This is a genomic window from Azospirillum brasilense, assembly GCF_001315015.1.
GTDB lineage: Bacteria > Pseudomonadota > Alphaproteobacteria > Azospirillales > Azospirillaceae > Azospirillum > Azospirillum brasilense.
Genome location: NZ_CP012914.1, coordinates 1,511,636 through 1,530,771 on the forward strand (window position 1 = coordinate 1,511,636; position 19,136 = coordinate 1,530,771).

14 protein-coding genes and 1 riboswitch are annotated in these 19,136 nt (G+C 67.6%); of the genes, 8 read left to right on the forward strand and 6 right to left on the reverse strand.

Annotation, left to right across the window (positions count from 1 at the left end; translation table 11 throughout):
* Positions 1–11: 11 nt before the first annotated feature.
* From oxc to oxlT (AMK58_RS06945), 6 genes are all read left to right on the forward strand, one after another.
* Positions 12–1,769 carry an oxalyl-CoA decarboxylase gene (gene oxc / locus AMK58_RS06920; protein WP_059398760.1) on the forward strand — a complete coding sequence of 586 codons (1,758 nt, stop codon included), beginning with the start codon at positions 12–14 and terminating at the stop codon, positions 1,767–1,769.
* Positions 1,770–1,881: 112 nt separating this feature from the next.
* Complete coding sequence (gene frc / locus AMK58_RS06925; RefSeq protein ID WP_038528124.1) at positions 1,882–3,159, forward strand: formyl-CoA transferase; 1,278 nt, start codon at positions 1,882–1,884, stop codon at positions 3,157–3,159.
* Between the two features lie 234 nt (positions 3,160–3,393).
* A complete protein-coding gene (gene sucC, locus AMK58_RS06930) occupies positions 3,394–4,590 on the forward strand; it encodes an ADP-forming succinate--CoA ligase subunit beta (protein WP_059398761.1) in 1,197 nt (398 codons plus the stop codon).
* 1 nt (position 4,591) lies between these two features.
* Positions 4,592–5,467, forward strand: a complete 876-nt coding sequence (gene sucD / locus AMK58_RS06935; protein ID WP_014241630.1) for a succinate--CoA ligase subunit alpha — start codon at positions 4,592–4,594, stop codon at positions 5,465–5,467.
* Between the two features lie 386 nt (positions 5,468–5,853).
* Entirely contained in the window at positions 5,854–7,056 is a 1,203-nt protein-coding gene (locus AMK58_RS06940; protein ID WP_059398762.1) for an MFS transporter, read from the forward strand.
* 453 nt (positions 7,057–7,509) lie between these two features.
* Positions 7,510–8,772 carry an oxalate/formate MFS antiporter gene (oxlT, locus tag AMK58_RS06945; RefSeq protein ID WP_082413732.1) on the forward strand — a complete coding sequence of 421 codons (1,263 nt, stop codon included), beginning with the start codon at positions 7,510–7,512 and terminating at the stop codon, positions 8,770–8,772.
* Positions 8,773–8,848: 76 nt separating this feature from the next.
* On the opposite strand, the gene AMK58_RS06950 is transcribed toward oxlT (AMK58_RS06945), so the two are convergent.
* Positions 8,849–9,037, reverse strand: a complete 189-nt coding sequence (locus AMK58_RS06950; RefSeq protein ID WP_035673440.1) for a hypothetical protein — start codon at positions 9,035–9,037, stop codon at positions 8,849–8,851.
* A gap of 204 nt (positions 9,038–9,241) precedes the next feature.
* A riboswitch (TPP riboswitch) is annotated at positions 9,242–9,354 on the forward strand.
* 116 nt (positions 9,355–9,470) lie between these two features.
* Here AMK58_RS06950 and thiC point away from each other — a divergent pair.
* Positions 9,471–11,312 carry a phosphomethylpyrimidine synthase ThiC gene (thiC, locus tag AMK58_RS06955; protein WP_051140216.1) on the forward strand — a complete coding sequence of 614 codons (1,842 nt, stop codon included), beginning with the start codon at positions 9,471–9,473 and terminating at the stop codon, positions 11,310–11,312.
* A gap of 81 nt (positions 11,313–11,393) precedes the next feature.
* Here thiC and oxlT (AMK58_RS06960) read toward each other — a convergent pair whose 3' ends face one another.
* From oxlT (AMK58_RS06960) to gcl, 5 genes are all read right to left on the reverse strand, one after another.
* The gene (gene oxlT / locus AMK58_RS06960) at positions 11,394–12,692 is read right to left on the reverse strand and encodes an oxalate/formate MFS antiporter (protein ID WP_059398763.1); all 1,299 of its coding nucleotides are present in this window, start codon (positions 12,690–12,692) and stop codon (positions 11,394–11,396) included.
* Between the two features lie 254 nt (positions 12,693–12,946).
* The gene (locus AMK58_RS06965; protein WP_035673446.1) at positions 12,947–14,209 is read right to left on the reverse strand and encodes a glycerate kinase type-2 family protein; all 1,263 of its coding nucleotides are present in this window, start codon (positions 14,207–14,209) and stop codon (positions 12,947–12,949) included.
* A 255-nt stretch (positions 14,210–14,464) separates the two neighbouring features.
* Entirely contained in the window at positions 14,465–15,373 is a 909-nt protein-coding gene (gene glxR / locus AMK58_RS06970; protein ID WP_014240287.1) for a 2-hydroxy-3-oxopropionate reductase, read from the reverse strand.
* Between the two features lie 65 nt (positions 15,374–15,438).
* Positions 15,439–16,236, reverse strand: coding sequence for a hydroxypyruvate isomerase (hyi, locus tag AMK58_RS06975; protein ID WP_035673448.1), 798 nt, complete (start codon positions 16,234–16,236; stop codon positions 15,439–15,441).
* Between the two features lie 208 nt (positions 16,237–16,444).
* A complete protein-coding gene (gcl, locus tag AMK58_RS06980) occupies positions 16,445–18,214 on the reverse strand; it encodes a glyoxylate carboligase (RefSeq protein ID WP_035673450.1) in 1,770 nt (589 codons plus the stop codon).
* A gap of 195 nt (positions 18,215–18,409) precedes the next feature.
* Between gcl and AMK58_RS06985 the strand changes: the two genes are divergently transcribed.
* Positions 18,410–19,033, forward strand: a complete 624-nt coding sequence (locus tag AMK58_RS06985) for a thiamine phosphate synthase (RefSeq protein ID WP_035673453.1) — start codon at positions 18,410–18,412, stop codon at positions 19,031–19,033.
* Positions 19,034–19,136: the final 103 nt, after the last annotated feature.

Below are 19,136 nucleotides of genomic sequence, written 5' to 3' on the forward strand. Positions count from 1 at the left end.
GAGTAACCCTTATGTCAGCCGTCACAGTCCTCAACAACCAAGCCACGGCCGCCACCGATGCGGAACCGGCGCTGACGGATGGTTTCCAGCTCGTCATCGATGCCCTCAAGCTCAACGGCATCGAGAACCTCTACGTCGTGCCGGGCATCCCGATTTCCGACCTGCTGCGCATGGCCCAGGGCGAGGGGCTGCGGGTCATCTCCTTCCGCCACGAGCAGAACGCCGGCAACGCCGCGGCGATCGCCGGCTTCCTGACCAAGAAGCCGGGCGTGTGCATGACCGTCTCGGCGCCGGGCTTCCTCAACGGCCTGACCGCGCTGGCCAACGCCACCACCAACTGCTTCCCGATGATCCTGATCTCCGGCTCGTCGGAGCGCGAGATCGTCGACCTCCAGCAGGGCGACTACGAGGAGATGGACCAGCTGGCCATCGCCAAGCCGCTGTGCAAGGCGGCCTTCCGCGTGCTGCACGCCCAGGACATCGGCATCGCCGTGGCCCGCGCGATCCGCGCCGCGGTGTCGGGCCGTCCGGGCGGCGTCTACCTCGACCTGCCGGCCAAGCTGTTCTCGCAGGTGATGGACGCCGCCGAGGGTGCCCGCTCGCTGGTCAAGGTGGTCGACGCCGCCCCGGCGCAGCTGCCCTCGCCGGACTCGGTGGCGCGCGCGCTGGAGGTGCTGAAGGGCGCCAAGCGGCCGCTGATCATCCTCGGCAAGGGCGCCGCCTACGCCCAGGCCGACGAGGCGGTGCGCGAGCTGGTCGAGAAGAGCGGCATCCCGTTCCTGCCGATGAGCATGGCCAAGGGCCTGCTGCCCGACACCCACCCGCAGTCGGCGGGGGCGGCGCGCTCGATGGTTCTGAAGGACGCCGACGTGGTGGTCCTGGTCGGCGCGCGGCTGAACTGGCTGTTGTCGCACGGCAAGGGCAAGACCTGGGGCGAGCCGGGGTCGAAGACCTTCATCCAGATCGACATCGAGCCGCGCGAGATGGACAGCAACGTGGCGATCGTGGCGCCGCTGGTCGGCGACATCGGGTCCTGCGTCTCGGCGCTGACCGCCGGCATGGCCAAGGGCTGGACGCCGCCGCCGGCGGAATGGACGGGAGCGGTGTCGGCGCGCAAGGAGGCGAACATCGCCAAGATGGCGCCCAAGCTGATGAGCAACGCCTCGCCGATGAACTTCCACGGCGCGCTGGGCGCGCTGCGCCGGGTGGTGCAGGAGCGGCCGGACGCGCTGCTGGTCAACGAGGGGGCCAACACGCTGGACCTGGCGCGCGGGATCATCGACATGCACCAGCCGCGCAAGCGCCTGGACGTCGGGACCTGGGGCGTGATGGGCATCGGCATGGGCTTCGCGGTGGCGGCGGCTGTGGAGTCGGGCAAGCCGGTGCTGGCGGTTGAGGGCGACAGCGCCTTCGGCTTCTCGGGCATGGAGGTGGAGACGATCTGCCGCTACAACCTGCCGGTGTGCATCGTGGTGTTCAACAACAACGGCATCTACAAGGGGACGGACGTGAACCCGACGGGCGGGTCGGACCCGTCGCCGATGGTCTTCGTTCCGGACTCGCGCTACGACAAGATGATGGAAGCCTTCGGCGGCGCGGGCGTCAACGTGACGACGCCGGACGAGCTGTACCGCGCGGTCAGCGCGGCGATGGACAGCGGCCGGCCGACGCTGATCAACGCGGTGATCGACCCCAACGCCGGGTCGGAGAGCGGCAACATCGGCAGCCTCAACCCCACCAGCGCCGTCCGCAAGGGTCCAAAGACCTGACGATCGAGCGGTAACCAAGGACGCCGGTTCTCCGGTTCCAGGCCGGGCGGCCCTGCCAGCGAGGGGTGGGGCCGCCCTTTTCAGACACAGAGCACCACCGGGAGGAACGACGATGGGAAAAGCTCTTGAAGGCGTGCGGGTTCTGGACTTTACCCACGTTCAGTCGGGTCCGACCTGCACCCAGCTTCTGGCGTGGTTCGGCGCCGACGTCATCAAGGTCGAGCGTCCGGGCGAGGGCGACATCACGCGCGGCCAGCTGCGCGACGTGCCCGAGGCCGACAGCCTCTACTTCACCATGCTGAACCACAACAAGCGGTCCATCACGCTGGACACCAAGAACCCGGACGGCAAGCGCGTCCTGGAGGATCTGGTGCGCATCTGCGACGTGATGGTCGAGAATTTCGCCCCCGGCGTTCTCGACCGCATGGGCCTGACCTGGGAGCGCATCCAGGAGCTGAACCCCCGCATCATCGTCGCTTCGGTCAAGGGCTTCGGCCCCGGTCCCTACGAGGACTGCAAGGTCTATGAGAACGTCGCGCAGTGCGCCGGCGGCTCGGCCTCGACGACCGGCTTCGACGACGGCCCGCCGATGGTCACCGGCGCCCAGATCGGCGACAGCGGCACCGGCCTGCATCTGGCGCTGGGCATCGTGACGGCGCTCTACCAGCGCACCCAGACCGGGCGCGGCCAGAAGGTGCTGGCGGCCATGCAGGACGCCGTGCTCAACCTCTGCCGTGTCAAGCTGCGCGACCAGCAGCGGCTGGAGCGCGGCCCGCTCAAGGAATACCCGCAGTACCCGAACGGCGAGTTCGGCGACACCGTGCCGCGCGCCGGCAACGCCTCGGGCGGCGGCCAGCCGGGCTGGATCCTGAAGTGCAAGGGTTGGGAGACCGACCCCAACGCCTACATCTACTTCATCACCCAGGCGCCGGTCTGGGCGAAGATCTGCGACGTCATCGGCAAGCCGGAATGGGTCACCGATCCGGACTACGCGACGCCCGCCGCGCGCCTGCCGCGCCTGAAGGACATCTTCGCGACCGTCGAAGAGTGGACCATGACCAAGACGAAGTTCGAGGTCATGGAGATCCTGAACAAGTACGACATCCCCTGCGGCCCCATCCTGTCGATGAAGGAGCTGGCGGAGGATCAGTCGCTGCGCGAGACCGGCACCATCGTTGAGGTCGATCACCCGACGCGCGGCAAGTACCTGACGGTCGGCAACCCGATCAAGCTGTCGGACAGCCCGACCGAGGTCACCCGCTCCCCGCTGCTGGGCGAACACACCGACGAGATCCTGCGCGAAGTGCTCGGCTTCGACGAACGCCGCATCGGCGAGGTTCGCGACAGCGGCGCGCTGGGGCTGGTCGTTCCCCGCATGGCCGCCGAGTAAAGACAGCCGTGGCAGGGGCGTCCCGACGGGACGCCCGCTCCATGCAGCACGGATAACAGGCGCACGCAGTCCCGAAGAGCGGGGGCGTCGACGCACACATCCGGTGAGCCGCAGGCTCACACCGTTATTCTTCCACGGATTCAGCACAGGACGCAGGGTGCCGGCGCGGAAAGCGTCAGCGCCGATGCCGGCCTGCGCCCCGCACCCTTCCATTTTAAACACCCGAAGACAGCCATGAACATCCATGAGTATCAGGCCAAGGGCCTGCTGAAGACGTACGGCGTCGCGGTGCCCCGCGGCGGCGTCGCGTTCTCTCCCGAGGAGGCCGAGACCGTCGCCCGCGAGCTGGGCGGCCCGGTGTGGGTCGTGAAGTCGCAGATCCACGCGGGTGGCCGCGGCGCCGGGCGCTTCAAGGACAACCCCGAGGGCAAAGGCGGCGTCCGCGTCGTCAAATCCGTCGAGGAGGTCGGCAAGAACGCCGCCGAAATGCTGAACCATGTGCTGGTCACCAAGCAGACCGGTGCGGACGGCCGCGAGGTCAAGCGCCTGTACGTCGAGGAAGGCGCCGACATCAAGCGCGAGCTGTATCTCGGCATGCTGGTCGACCGCGCCACCGGCCGCGTCACCATCATGGCGTCCACCGAGGGCGGCATGGAGATCGAGGAGGTCGCCCACAACACGCCGGAGAAGATCGTCAAGGTCGCCGTCGACCCGGCCACCGGCATCCAGGGCTACCACACCCGCAAGGTCGCCTTCGCCCTCGGCCTCGAAGGCAAGCAGGTCGGGGCGGCGGCGAAGTTCCTGACCGCCATGTACCGTGCCTTCACCGAGCTGGACTGCGCGATCGTCGAGATCAACCCGCTGATCGTCACCGGCTCGGGCGAGATCCTGGCGCTCGACGCCAAGATGGCCTTCGACGACAACGCCCTGTTCCGCCACAAGAATGTGGCCGAGCTGCGCGACGTTGCGGAAGAGGATCCGGCCGAGGTCGAGGCCGCCAAGCACGACCTGAACTACGTCAAGCTGGACGGCAACATCGGCTGCATGGTCAACGGCGCCGGCCTGGCGATGGGCACAATGGACATCATCAAGCTGTACGGCGGCGAGCCGGCCAACTTCCTCGATGTCGGCGGCGGCGCCACGAAGGAGCGCGTCACCGCGGCCTTCAAGCTGATCCTCTCCGATCCCAATGTGAGCGGCATCCTGGTCAACATCTTCGGCGGCATCATGCGCTGCGACGTGATCGCCGAAGGCGTCGTCACGGCGGCCCGCGACGTGAAGCTGCACGTGCCTCTGGTCGTGCGTCTGGAAGGCACGAACGTCGAGTTGGGCAAGAAGATCCTCAGCGAGTCCGGTCTGCCGATCCTGTCGGCCGACAACCTCGCCGACGCCGCCGACAAGGTGGTCAAGGCCGTGAAGGAGGCCGCGTAAGATGGCTGTTCTCGTCGATAAGAACACGAAGGTGATCTGCCAGGGCTTCACCGGAGCCCAGGGCACCTTCCATTCCGAGCAGGCGATCGCCTACGGCACCAAGATGGTCGGCGGCGTCACCCCGGGCAAGGGCGGCACCAAGCACCTCGACCTGCCGGTCTTCGACACGGTGGCCGACGCGGTCGAGAAGACCGGCGCCAACGCCAGCGTCATCTACGTGCCGCCGCCGTTTGCCGCCGACGCGATCCTGGAGGCGATCGACGCCGAGATCCCGCTGGTGGTCTGCATCACCGAGGGCATCCCGGTGCTCGACATGGTGCGCGTCAAGCGCGCCCTGGGCAACTCCAAGACCCGTCTGATCGGACCGAACTGCCCGGGCATCATCACGCCCGACGAGTGCAAGATCGGCATCATGCCCGGCCACATCCACAAGCGCGGCAAGATCGGCATCGTCTCGCGCTCGGGCACGCTGACCTACGAGGCGGTGGCGCAGACCACCGCGGCGGGGCTGGGCCAGACGACCTGCATCGGCATCGGCGGCGACCCGGTCAACGGGACGAACTTCGTGGACAGCCTTGAGCTGTTCCTGAAGGACCCGGAGACCGAGGGCATCATCATGATCGGCGAGATCGGCGGCGACGCCGAGGTCAAGGGCGCGGAGTTCATCCGCGACTCCGGGACCAAGAAGCCGGTCGTCGGCTTCATCGCCGGGCGCACCGCGCCTCCGGGCCGCCGCATGGGCCACGCCGGCGCGGTGATCTCCGGCGGCAACGACACCGCGGACTTCAAGATCGAATTCATGAAGTCCGTCGGCATCGCCGTCGCCGACAGCCCCGCCAGCCTGGGTTCCACCATGCTGAAGGTCTTCAAGGGCTGATCCGTTTTCGTCGCAGTGGTGTTTCCCCGAAGTGACTGACCGCGCCGGCAACGGCGCGGTCTTCTTTGTTGTGTATTCAGAAGGGAAGGGGCCGTTTCCGCAATGTGGAAAGCCGTTAGAGAAGCGTTGCGGTGAGTGGTCTGACCAGTCATCTTGGTCTTGCACAGGGTGCTTCACCCTTTGTATCGGGCGGGTTGTTGCTCTGCATTTATGCGAGCCTCTCGAAATCACTGGCCGTGCTGGAAACAGCACGGCCATTTTTTTGTTCCGCCGCTCCGCGCCGGCCGGCCGGGCACACTGCGGCGAAAACATATCGTTTCCGTTCCTGATCGACACTCGGTAAGCGTGGTGCCGCGACCGTCACCCCGCCATGCCCAAGGATGTCCATGCCTGCCGCCGACACCACCCCTTACGCTCACGGGACGGCGAACGTTCTGCGGCTGGCGACCGCGCAGGCGCTGGCCGGCGCCAACGCGGTGGTCGTCTACGCGACGGGGGCCATCGTCGGGAACACGCTGGCGCCGAGCCCGGCACTTGCCACGCTGCCACTCTCCATCTTCGTGGTGGGGATGGCGGTCTGCACCATTCCCGCCGGGGCCATCGCACGGCGGCACGGGCGGCGCGCCGCCTTCCTGGCGGGGACCGGCTGCGGCGTGCTGGTCGGTCTGCTCTCCGCCCTGGCGGTGCTTCTGGGGTCCTTCTGGCTGTTCTGCGCGGCGATGATCCCCGGCGGCGCCTACGCCGCCGTGGTTCTGTCCTTCCGCTTCGCGGCGACCGATTGCGTCGAACCGGAGCGGCGGCCGCGGGCCATGTCCGCGGTGATGGCGGGCGGGGTGTTCGCCGGGGTCATCGGGCCGCAGCTCGTCACCCTTACGATGGACGTCTGGCCGCCGCACCTGTTCCTGGCGACCTTCCTGGCCCAGGCCGCCGTGGCCGCGGTTTCCGCCCTGGTGCTGGTCGGGGTGCGGCTGCCGATGCCGACCGCGGCGGAGTCCGCCGGCGGCCGGCCGCTCGGCGTCATCGCGCGCCAGCCGCGATTCGTCACCGCCGTGCTGTGCGGGGTCGTCTCCTATCTTCTGATGAACTTCATCATGACGGCGGCCCCGTTGGCGATGCGCCTGTGCGGCCTGTCGCAGGAGGCGTCCAACCTCGGCCTGCAATGGCATGTGATCGCCATGTACGCCCCGAGCTTCGTCACCGGGCGGCTGGTCGAGCGCTTCGGCGCGCCCCGCATCGTGTTCGCCGGCCTGGGACTGATCGCCGCCTCCGCCGCGGTGGGGCTGGGGGGCGTCGATGTGGCGCATTTCTGGGTCAGCCTGATCCTGTTGGGAGTCGGTTGGAACTTCGGCTTTCTCGGAGCCTCCGCGCTTGTCCTGGAGTGCCATCGACCGGAGGAGAAGACCCAGGTGCAGTCGCTCAACGACTTCATCGTGTTCGGCACGATGGCGGTGGGGTCCTTCGCGTCGGGCGGGCTGTTGGCCGCCTTCGGCTGGGATTCGGTGCTGTGGGTGTCCTTCGTGCCACTGGCGGCGGCCATCGCGGCGCTCGCCGTCTCGGCTTCCTCCCGCGCCGCCTCCGCGACCGTCTGACGCCAGTCGGCGCCTCGCTCATCCAATCGCGAGAAGAGTAGGGAGTCCCGGCCGTAGGGCAGGGCTGAGCCTCCCGGCTGCGCAGATTTCGAAAGCCCCAAAAATTTCCGGATGAAAAGTGCAACACGCCAAAAGTTCGTGTTGCCAACAATCATGGCTCTGGCATACCATATGCCGTATCTGGAGCGCCACGAACGCAGGGACGGCGAGACCGGCTCTCCAGCTCATCATTGAACCATGACTCACATCGGCACGGAACAAGGCCGCCCATGACGCGGCGATGCGGACGCTCGTTCGGACACCGCCTCGCCGGCTCAAGGGGACCCTCATGCCCGGTATCAAAGCGTCGCAATCCCACGGGAGGGAATGATGGTTGGATCGACAGAATCCCAGAGGCCAGCTTTTAACAGTTCCGGCGGCTCGCAGGCGCCCATCTCCGACGGCGCGCGTTGGATGCAGATCGTCGTCGGCATCGTCTGCATGGTCGCCGCGGCCAACATCCAGTATGCCTGGACGCTGTTCGTGCCGGAAATCCAGGCCACCCATGGCTGGACCCGCGCCTCGATCCAGACCGCCTTCACCGTCTTCGTCGTCGTCCAGACCTGGCTGACCCCCATCGAAGGCTACTTCATCGACCGTTACGGCCCCCGGGCCATCGTCGCCTTCGGCGGCGTGATGACCGGCCTCTCCTGGATCGTCGACAGCTACGCCGGCTCGCTCGGCATGCTCTATGTCGGTTCGGCCATCGGTGGCATCGGCGTCGGCTGCGTCTACGCCACCTGCGTCAACAGCGCCCTGAAGTGGTTCCCGGACAAGCGCGGCCTCGCCGTCGGCCTGACCGCGGGCGGCTACGGCGCCGGTTCGGCCGTGACCATCCTGCCGATCGCCAACATGATCCATTCGTCCGGCTATCAGGCGACCTTCTTCTGGTTCGGCCTGCTGCAGGGCACGATCATCCTCATCGCGGCCTACTTCCTGCGCGCCCCGCAGAAGGATCAGGTGAAGGCCTCGACCAAGGTCCTGCAGTCCCGCCGCGACTACACGCTGAAGGAAGCGCTGCAGACGCCGGTCTTCTGGGTCATGATGGTCATGTTCATCTGCACCGTCTCGGGCGGTCTGATGGCGGTGGCCCAGCTCGGCGTGATCGCCCACGATCTGGGCGTGAAGGAAGCCCCGATCAGCCTGTTCGGCATCACCATGGCGGCTCTGCCCTTCGCGCTGATGCTCGACCGCGTGATGAACGGCATCTCCCGTCCGCTGTTCGGCTTCGTCTCCGACCACATCGGCCGTGAAGCGACGATGTTCATCGCCTTCACCTTCGAAGGCCTCGGCATCCTGATGCTCAGCCGCTTCGGCCACGACCCGATCATGTTCCTGATCCTGTCGGGTCTGGTGTTCCTGGCCTGGGGCGAAGTGTACAGCCTGTTCAGCGCCACCTCGGCGGACACCTTCGGCACCAAGCATGCGGCGAAGATCTACGGCGTGCTGTACTGCGCCAAGGGCGTCGCGGCCCTCCTGGTCCCGCTGGGCAACCTGCTGATGGAAGCCACCGGCACCTGGGCGACCGTGCTCTACATCTGCGCCACCATGGACCTCATCGCGGCCTTCTGTGCCATAGCGATCCTGCGGCCCATGCTGCGCCGGCACCATGCCCGCAACGCCGAGCTTGCCGCCCAGCAGGGTACGGGTGGGCTGGCGGTGCAGACCGGGCACTGATCGGTCACCAAAAGCCCCTTCGGTTTCGTATCTCGGATGATGGCCGCCGCGCGCACCCCGCGCGGCGGCCTTCTTTTTATTCGAGGAAGAAAGGACGGTTGTGGCCTTCACCGGACTGGTTGAAGCGGTCCGACGACCAGAGGCCGTCTGGCTGCTCGTCCCGAGAATCGGCATTCCACTCGTCGTCCTCCCGCATCAGGAGGGTCAGGCCGTGGCCCATCAGGCCGGCCAAGGCGACAAAGGCGATCAGTTGGGATTCGAGCATGGGACGGGCTCCAGGCACTCGGGAGGGGGCGTTGCTTCTTGTTGTTGTGATGCATCGTAACGGCCCGGCTCGGGCTGAGCAATAGGATTTTGTATACCAGATAATGGATACCAGACTCGCGTCGAGTGCATTGATCGGGTGGGCTTCGCCGTGAATCGCGCCCGGAATCGCATTGACGTGGGTGGGGCGGATGGTTCAGCATGGCGACGTTCCAAGGGGAGCCCCATAGCACGGGGCTGAGATGATGCCGTAAGGCGCCGAACCCTTTGAACCTGATCCGGGTCGTACCGGCGTAGGGACAGGAACAAACGGGCCACGGTCACGCGCATCCCCATCGCGCACCCCTTTATGGGGACCGCTCCGGTCGTCCGTTCTGCCGCTCCGTCACACCCGGGTCTCCAACGATCCTATGTGCGATGGAGATCCACAGCAGATGCCCGACACTCTTCCCCCCGCTTCCCAGAAAGCCGCACCGTCCGACCATTTCTCGGTGACGACCGGCCCGCTGCCGTCGTCCAGCAAGGTCCATGTGGCTGGGGAGCGCTTCCCCGACCTGCGCGTGGCGATGCGCGACATCCATGTGGGCGGCGGCGAGCCGCCGGTGCGCGTCTACGACACCTCCGGCCCCTACAGCGACCCCGCCGTGCAGACCGACATCCGCCGCGGCCTGGCGGAACTGCGCCGCTCCTGGATCGAGGCGCGCGGCGACGTCGAGGCCTATGAGGGCCGCGAGGTCCGGCCGGAGGACGACGGGCTGCGCGTCGGCGAGACGCGCGCCGTGCCCGTCTTCGACCGCGCCGGGCGCCGTCCGCTGCGCGGCAAGCCGGGCCGGGCGGTGACGCAGATGGCCTACGCCCGCGCCGGCATCGTCACGCCGGAGATGGAGTACATCGCCGTCCGCGAGAATCTGGGCCGCCAGCGGCTGGCCGAAGCGGCGGCGCGGGACGGTGACGACTTCGGCGCCTCGATCCCCGACCACGTGACCCCGGAGTTCGTCCGCGACGAGGTGGCGCGCGGGCGGGCGATCATCCCGTCCAACATCAACCACCCCGAATCGGAGCCGATGATCATCGGCCGCAACTTCCTCACCAAGATCAACGCGAACATCGGCAACTCCGCCGTCGCGTCCTCGGTGGGGGAGGAGGTCGACAAGATGGTCTGGTCGATCCGCTGGGGCGCCGACACCGTGATGGACCTGTCCACCGGCCGCAACATCCACACCACCCGTGAATGGATTCTGCGCAACAGCCCGGTCCCCATCGGCACCGTGCCGATCTATCAGGCGCTGGAGAAGGTCGGCGGCAAGGCCGAGGACCTGACCTGGGAGATTTTCCGCGACACGCTGATCGAGCAGGCGGAGCAGGGGGTGGACTATTTCACCATCCACGCCGGCATCCGTCTGGCGCACATCCCGCTGACCGCCAAGCGCACCACCGGCATCGTGTCGCGCGGCGGCTCGATCATGGCGAAATGGTGCCTGTCCCACCACCGCGAGAGCTTCCTCTACGAGCGGTTCGAGGAGATCTGCGAGATCATGAAGGCGTACGACGTCGCCTTCTCGCTGGGTGACGGCCTGCGCCCCGGCTCCATCGCCGACGCCAACGACGCCGCCCAGTTCGCCGAGCTGGAGACGCTGGGTGAGCTGACCAAGATCGCCTGGAAGCACGACGTGCAGGTGATGATCGAGGGGCCGGGCCATGTGCCCATGCACAAGATCAAGGCCAATGTCGACAAGCAGCTGGCGCTGTGCGGCGAGGCGCCCTTCTACACGCTCGGGCCGCTGACCACCGACATCGCGCCGGGCTACGACCACATCACCAGCGCCATCGGCGCCGCCATGATCGGCTGGTTCGGCACGGCGATGCTCTGCTACGTCACGCCGAAGGAGCATCTGGGGCTGCCGGACCGCGACGACGTCAAGGTGGGGGTGGTCACCTACAAGATCGCCGCCCACGCCGCCGACCTCGCCAAGGGCCATCCCGGCGCCCAGGAACGCGACGATGCCTTGTCGCGCGCCCGCTTCGAGTTCCGCTGGCGCGACCAGTTCCACCTGTCGCTCGACCCGGAGACGGCGGAGCGCTTCCACGACCAGACCCTGCCGGCGGAGGGGGCGAAGGTCGCGCATTTCTGTTCGATGTGCGGGCCGAAATTCTGCTCGATGAAGATCACGCAGGAGGTGCGGGAGTATGCCAACTCCGGCATGGCCGAGATGTCGGAGAGTTTCCGCGCCAAGGGCGGGGAGATCTATCTGGAGGAGGGGCAGGCGGCGGAGTAGCGTCCGAATCGAAAAGGGGGCGCCCTTGCGGACGCCCCCTCGCTTCGGCTCCTTCCCCGGCGGGGGGTGGGGAAGTGAGCGTCAGGGTGTTGCCGTCACGCTCCGGCCGCTGTGCGTACCCAGCGACTCGGCGGCCATGCGGTGGCGCATCGGGCGCAACACGAACAGCGCCAGCACCGCGGCCAGGGCATTGACCCCGGCGGCCAGCAGGAAGACGGCGTGCCAGCTTCCCGTCGCGTCGGCGATGATGTTGGCGAAGGGGATCAGCAGCGCCGCGGTGCCCTTGGCGGTGTAGAGCAGTCCGGCGTTGCTCGCCGCAAACTTCGACCCGAAGGTGTCGGCGCAGCAGGCCGGGAACAGGCTGTAGATCTCGCCCCAGGCGAAGAAGACCAGACCGGTCAGCAGCACGAAGGCCACCGGGTCGCGGCCGTAGAGGCTGAGCGCGACGATGCCCACCGCCTCGATGGCGAAGGCGATGAACATGGTGTTCTCGCGCCCGATGTGATCGGACACCCAGCCGAAGAAGGGGCGCGTCAACCCGTTCAGCACCCGGTCGATGGACAGGGCGAAGGTCAGGGCGGGCAGGGTCAGGCCGAGGATGCTGACCGGCGCGTGGGCCAGCCCGAAATCCTGAGCGATCGGGCCGAGCTGGGCCGTCGCCATCAGCCCGCCGCCGGCCACCATGACGAACATGGCGTACATGACCCAGAAAACCGGCGTGCGGACCATCTGGCTCGGCGTGTACTGCCGCTGCGCGGGCGGGGCGGCGAAGCCGCCGCGGGCGAGGGGAGCGGAGGGCGGGGCGACCAGCAGCCAGGCGAGCGCGAAGACCACCAGCCCCTGTCCCAGACCGAAGGCCATGAAGGTCGCCTGGTAGCCCGAGGTCTCGATCATCGTGGCGATGGGCACCACCGTCAGGGCGGAACCGGCTCCGAAGCCCGCCGCGGTGATCCCGGCGGCCAGACCGCGCCGGTCGGGGAACCATTTCAGCGCATTGCCCACGCAGGTGCCGTAGACGGCGCCCGCCCCGATGCCGCCGATGGCCGCCGCGACGTAGAGCACGAGCAGCGAATCCGCCACCGCATTCAACGCCCAGGAGGCGGCGCAGAGCACCGAGCCGAACAGCACGACGATCCGCGGGCCGAAGCGGTCGACGAACCAGCCCTCGACGGGCACCAGCCATGTTTCGGTGACGATGAAGATGGTGAAGGCCACCTGGATGGCCGCACGGCCCCAGCCGTGCTTGTCGTCGATGGGTTCGACGAAGAGGGTCCACCCGTACTGGAGATTGGCGATCATCGACATGCAGATGACGCCGGCAAGCAACTGCATCCAACGCCCGCCGACAGGCAGGGCGCTTTGCGCACCGGTTTGGCGCATATGGTTCCTCCCGGATGGTCCGCGATCTCGTTCTTGTCCTGGCGCGCGCGGGGTGCGTTCGGTGCCCGACCGCTTCGCTTTATCCTTCGAACGGGGCTGTCCGGTTGGATGCCTGTGGCATGCCAGACGCCGTATTCGTGATGCCTTGACGGTGAGTGTGGCGGATAATCCGTGGAGTCATCAACAAATTTTCGTGAGCGGGCGCCGCTCTGGCCATAAGTGATATATTAAATCGGCTGGCGGCGCCCCACCCGTCACAGGACCAGAACGGCGCGGAAGTCGTTGACGTTGGTCAGGGTCGGCCCGGTCACCAGCAGGTCGCCGAGCGCGCTGAAGAAGCTGTAGCCGTCGTTGTCGGCCAGCCGTTCCTTGGCGTTGACGCCAGCCTCGGCGGCGCGGGACAGCGTGTCGGGGGAGAGCAGGGCGCCGGCGTTGTCCTCCGTCCCATCGATGCCGTCGGTGTCGGCGGCCAGGGCGTGGACGCCCTTCATCCCGTCCAGCGCCACGGTCAGGGCCAGCAGGAATTCGGCGTTGCGCCCGCCGCGGCCCTTGCCGCGCACGGTCACCGTGGTTTCGCCGCCGGACAGCAGGACGCAGGGCTTCGCCGCCGGCTGGTCATGCTCGACGATCTGGCGGGCGATGCCGGCATGGACGAGCGCCACCTCGCGCGACTCGCCCTCCAGGGCGTTGCCGAGGATGACGGGGGTGACACCGGCCTTGCGGGCGACCTCCGCCGCACGCTCCAGCGCCATCTGCGGGGTGGCGACCAGGATCGTGCTGACGCGCTCCAGCCGCGGGTCGCCGGGCTTTGGGCTCTCGTCGCGGCCGGCCAGCAGATGGTCCATCACCGGCTGCGGCGGGGTGATGCCGTACTTCTCCAGCACGGCCAGCGCGTCGGCGTAGCTGGTCGGGTCGGGCACGGTGGGGCCGGAGGCGATCACCGACAGGTCGTCGCCCGGCACGTCGGAGATGACCAACGAGACCACCCGCGCCTTGGTCGCCGCGGCCAGCCGCCCGCCCTTGATGGCGGACAGATGCTTGCGCACGCAGTTCATCTCGGTGATGTTCGCGCCGGAACGAAGCAGCGCCTTGGACACCGCCTGCTTGTCGGCCATGCTGATGCCCGGCGCCGGCAGAGCGAGCAGGGCGGAGCCGCCGCCGGAGATCAGGCAGAGCATCAGGTCGTCGGGGCCGAGCGAGGCGGCGATGTCGAGGATGCGCTTTGCCGCCTGCTGGCCGGCCTCGTCGGGGACGGGGTGCGACGCCTCGACCACCTCGATCCGCTCGCAGGGCACGTTGTGGCCATAGCGCGTGACGACCAGACCGGACAGCGGACCCTTCCAGTGATCCTCAACCGCCTTCGCCATGGAGGCCGCGGCCTTGCCGGCACCGACGACGACCGTGCGGCCCTTGGGCGGTTCCGGAAGATGCGGCGGCACGCACAGCGCCGGCTGCGCCGAAGCGACGGCGGCGCGGAACATGTCGGTCAGGAGCGCGCGGGGATCGGTGGTCGTCATGGTTCGGTTCTGTCCCTTCCCTGAGCCGCGCCGTTCGTCGGCGCCGGTCCTCATGTGCTGGGAATGCTAACGAAATTGGCGCAGGGGGCAATGGGGAGTGCTTTCCCCTCTCACATCATGAGAGAGGGGGCCCGCAAAGCGGGCGGGTGAAGGTGGCCGAGGATCAGTCCCGTATTCCTGGCGGCACCCTCACCCTTGCATGCGGCGCATCGGCCACTCCCTCTCCCGGGGCGGGAGTGGGAGAACGAAACAGCCTCACTCCGCGGGTTCGGTCACGCGGTGGTTCTGGCCGATCTCGTGGTTGGCGAGCAGCTCCAGCGCGCGGACCATGCCGGAGTGGTCCCACGCCTTGCCACCCTGCGCGGCGCAGGCGTTGAACAGCTCCTGGCAGGTTGCCGTGTTGGGCAGCGACACGCCGAGCGCTCGGGCGCCGGACAGGGCGAGGTTCAGGTCCTTCTGGTGCAGCTCAATGCGGAAACCCGGATCGAAGGTGCGCTTCACCATGCGCTCGCCATGCACTTCCAGGATGCGCGACGAGGCGAAGCCGCCCATCAGGGCCTGACGGACCTTCGCCGGGTCGGCGCCGGCCTTGGACGCGAACAGCAGGGCTTCGCCCACCGCCTCGATGGTCAGCGCGACGACGATCTGGTTGGCGACCTTCGTCGTCTGGCCGTCGCCGTTGCCGCCAACCAGCGTGATGTTCTTGCCCATCTTCTCGAACAGCGGCTTCACCGTCTCGAAGGCCTTGTCCGGACCGCCGACCATGATGGTCAGCGAGGCGGCCTTGGCGCCGACCTCGCCGCCGGACACCGGGGCGTCGAGGTAGTCGCAGCCCAGCTCGTTGATGCGCTGGGCGAAGGCCTTGGTCTCGATCGGAGAGATCGAGGACATGTCCACGACGATCTTGCCGGCGGACAGACCCTCGGCGACGCCGTTCGGGCCGAACAGGGCGGCCTGCACATGGGGGGTGTCGGGGACCATCGTGAAGACGATGTCGGCCTTCTGCGCCACCTCGCGGCTGGAGCCGCAGGCCGTGGCGCCCTTGGCGAGCAGGTCTTCCGGGGCCGGGTTGATGTCGTAGACGAACAGGGTGTGGCCGGCGTCGGCCAGATGACCGGCCATGGGGCGGCCCATGATGCCGAGACCGATGAATCCAACGTTCATGGCTGTGTCCTCAAATCTTCTGTGTTCGGGCGGTCGAAACAGGGTGGGCGATCAGGCGGCGGCCATCAGGCGGCGACGGTCTCGCCGGGGGTGGCGGCGCGCATCCAGCCCAGCCCTTCGCTGGTCCCCTTGGCCGGCTTGTACTCGCAGCCGACCCAGCCGTCGTAGCCGATCCGGTCGAGCGCTGCGAAGACGAAGGGGTAGTTGATCTCGCCGGTGCCCGGCTCGTTGCGGCCCGGATTGTCGGCGATCTGGACATGCGCGATCTTCGGCAGCAGGCGCTGCATGGTCGGGACGAGATCGCCCTCCATGATCTGCATGTGATAGACGTCGTACTGGATGAAGAGGTTGTCGGAGCCGACGGCCTCCAGAATCCGTTCCGCCTGCGCGGTGTTGGTCAGATAGAAGCCCGGAATGTCGCGGGTGTTGATCGGCTCGATCAGGAAGCGGATGCCGGCCTGCTTCAGCGCCTTGGCGGCGAAGGACAGGTTGTCGACGAAGGTGCGCTCCAGCGCGTCCGCCGCCACGCCCGCCGGGGCCTTGCCGGCGAGGCAGTTGATCTGCTTGCAGCCCAGCGCCGTGGCGTATTCGATGGCGCGGCCCACCCCGTCCTGGAATTCGCCCACGCGGTCCGGCAGGACGGCGATGCCACGCTCGCCCGCGTCCCAGTCGCCCGCCGGCAGGTTGTGCAGGACCTGGGTCAGCCGGTTGGCGGCCAGCCGCTCGACCAGCGCGTTCTTCTCGAAGGCATAGGGGAACAGGTACTCGACGCCGGTGAAGCCGTCCTTCGCCGCCGCGGCGAAGCGATCAAGGAAGGGCAGCTCGTTGTAGAGCATCGTCAGATTGGCGGCGAATTTGGGCATGTCTCTCTCCCGGATGTTCGTTTCGGGCCGGATGTTCGTTACAGGCTTGGCCGGTTGGCGGTCAGGATCGAAGGGTGACGGTGGGGGCGTCAACGCGACAGCCGCCTTTTTTCACCCTGCGGAACTGTGGATCTGACGGAGCCGCTTGCCCCCACCCTGACCCTCCCCCGCTGGGCGGGAGAGGGGAATTGGGCGCGCGGCGTGTTGATCAGACCCGCACCAGCTCCGGCTCGTCCGCGGGCACGTCCAGCACGTCCTCGAACTCGGTGATGTTGTTGATCTCCGTGCCCATGGCGATGTTGGTGACCCGCTCCAGGATGACCTCGACGACCACCGGAACCTGGAACTCGTCCATCCACTGCTGCGCCTGGGCGAAGGCGGATTGCAGGTTGTCCGGGTCGGTGACGCGGATGGCCTTGCAGCCGAGACCTTCGGCCACCGCGACGTGGTCGACGCCGTAGACGCCGATCTCCGGGGCGTTGATGTTCTCGAAGGAGAGCTGGACCTGGAAGTCCATCTGGAAGGCGCGCTGCGCCTGCCGGATCAGACCGAGGTAGCTGTTGTTCACCAGAACGTGGATGTAGGGCAGCTTGAACTGAGCGCCCACCGCCAGCTCCTCGATCAGGAACTGGAAGTCGTAGTCGCCGGACAGGGCGACGATCTTGCGCTTTGGATCGGCCACCCGCACGCCGAGCGCCGCCGGCAGGGTCCAGCCGAGCGGACCGGCCTGACCGCAATTGATCCAATGGCGCGGCTTGTAGACGTGCAGGAACTGCGCGCCGGCGATCTGCGACAGGCCGATGGTCGAGACGTAGCAGACGTCCTCGCCGAAGGCGCTGTTCATCTCCTGATAGACGCGCTGCGGCTTGATCGGCACGTTGGCGAAATCGGACTTGCGCAGCATGGAGCGCTTGCGGACCTGACAGGTCTTCACCCACTCCGACCAGTCGCGCAGCTTGCCGGCGGCCTTCCACTCCTTCGCCACCTCGATGAAGAGGTCGAGCGCGGCCCCGGCGTCGGACACGATGCCCAGGTCCGGCGCGAAGACGCGGCCGATCTGGGTCGGTTCGATGTCCACATGCACGAACTTGCGGCCCTTGGTGTAGACGTCGACCGAGCCGGTGTGGCGGTTGGCCCAGCGGTTGCCGATGCCCAGCACGAAGTCGGACGCCAGCATGGCGGCGTTGCCGTAGCGATGGGCGGTCTGCAGGCCGACCATGCCGGCCATCAGCGGATGGTCGTCCGGAATGGCGCCCCAGGCCATCAGGGTCGGGATGACCGGAAGGCCGACGACCTCGGCGAACTCGACCAGACGGTCGCTGGCGTCGGCGTTGATGATGCCGCCACCGGCCACCAGCAGCGGACGCTCCGCCGCGTTCAGCATGGCCAGCGCCTTTTCCACCTGGGCGCGGGTCGCCGCCGGCTTGTAGGTGGGCAGCGGCTCGTAGGCGTCGGGATCGAACTCGATCTCGGCCATCTGCACGTCGATCGGCAGGTCGAGCAGCACCGGGCCGGGCCGGCCGGAGCGCATCAGGTGGAAGGCCTGCTGGAAGGCGTAGGGGACCTGCCCCGGCTCCAGGATGGTGACCGCCCACTTGGCGACCGGCTTGGCAATGGACGGGATGTCCACAGCCTGAAAATCCTCCTTGTGCAGGCGGGCGCGCGGCGCCTGGCCGGTGATGCACAGGATCGGAATGGAGTCGGCGGAGGCCGAATAGAGGCCCGTGATCATGTCGGTACCGGCGGGGCCGGAGGTGCCGATGCACACGCCAATGTTGCCGGCCTTGGCGCGCGTGTAGCCTTCGGCCATATGCGACGCGCCTTCGACATGGCGCGCAAGAACGTGGCCGATGCGGCCGTTGCGTTGCAGCGCCGCGTAGAACGGATTGATGGCCGCTCCGGGGACGCCAAAGCAAACGGACACGCCTTCCTTTTCCAGGACATGCACCGCCGCTTCAATCGCCATCATCCTAGCCATGGCTTGGTCTCCTCCCTCGCGTAACGGGTCGCTGTTGCGTTGGATTGAGCTTTCATCAGCAGGGCGGCTATTGGCAAAGTGTTGGCGAATCCTTTCCGCGTGATGGAAATCGCGCCGAACGGGGCAGTCCTTCACGGCTCTGCGGACAATTATGCTGCACTTGCACAGTCCCGATGGCGCTGTCATCGTGAGCGGATGATGGCGATCCCGAGTCCCCGCCTCCTGGCGATCACGGACCGGCGGCAGGCGGCGCAGCCCCTGCCGGATCTGGCGGCACGCCTGTTCGCCGGCGGGCTGCGCTGGCTGTCGCTGCGCGAAAAGGATCTGGACGAGTCCCGGCAGATTGCCCTGGCCCACGCGCTGGTGGAGCGGGCACGGCCCTGGGGGGCGGTGATCACGCTGCATGGCGACCCGGATCTGGCGCTGGCCGCCGGGACGGACGGCGTGCATCTGCCGGAGGGGGCCGATGTCGCGGCGGCGCGGCGGCGGCTCGGCCCCGGCGCGGTGGTCGGGCTCTCTGCCCACGACGCGGAAGGGATTCGGCGGGCCGCGGCGGGCGGGGCCGACTACGTCACGTTGTCGCCCATCTTTCCGTCGCCGAGCAAGCCGGGCTACGGCCCGCCGCTTGGGACGGAGGGGCTGGGACGCCTGGCCGCGGACGCCGGTCTGCCCATCATCGCGCTCGGTGGCGTGGAGTCGGGCAATATCCGAGACTGTCTGGCCGCGGGAGCCGCCGGAGTGGCGGTCATGGGCACGGTGATGCGGACACCGGACCGCCTGCCCGATCTTCTCAAGGCATTGAAAGGCGGACAACCGTAAGGACAAAGGGCCGGCGGAGCCACCCTATCTTTATCGTAATCCTGGACTTTTCAGCCCAAAATGTGCATCTGGTATCTCATATACGAAAACGATGCGATGCCTT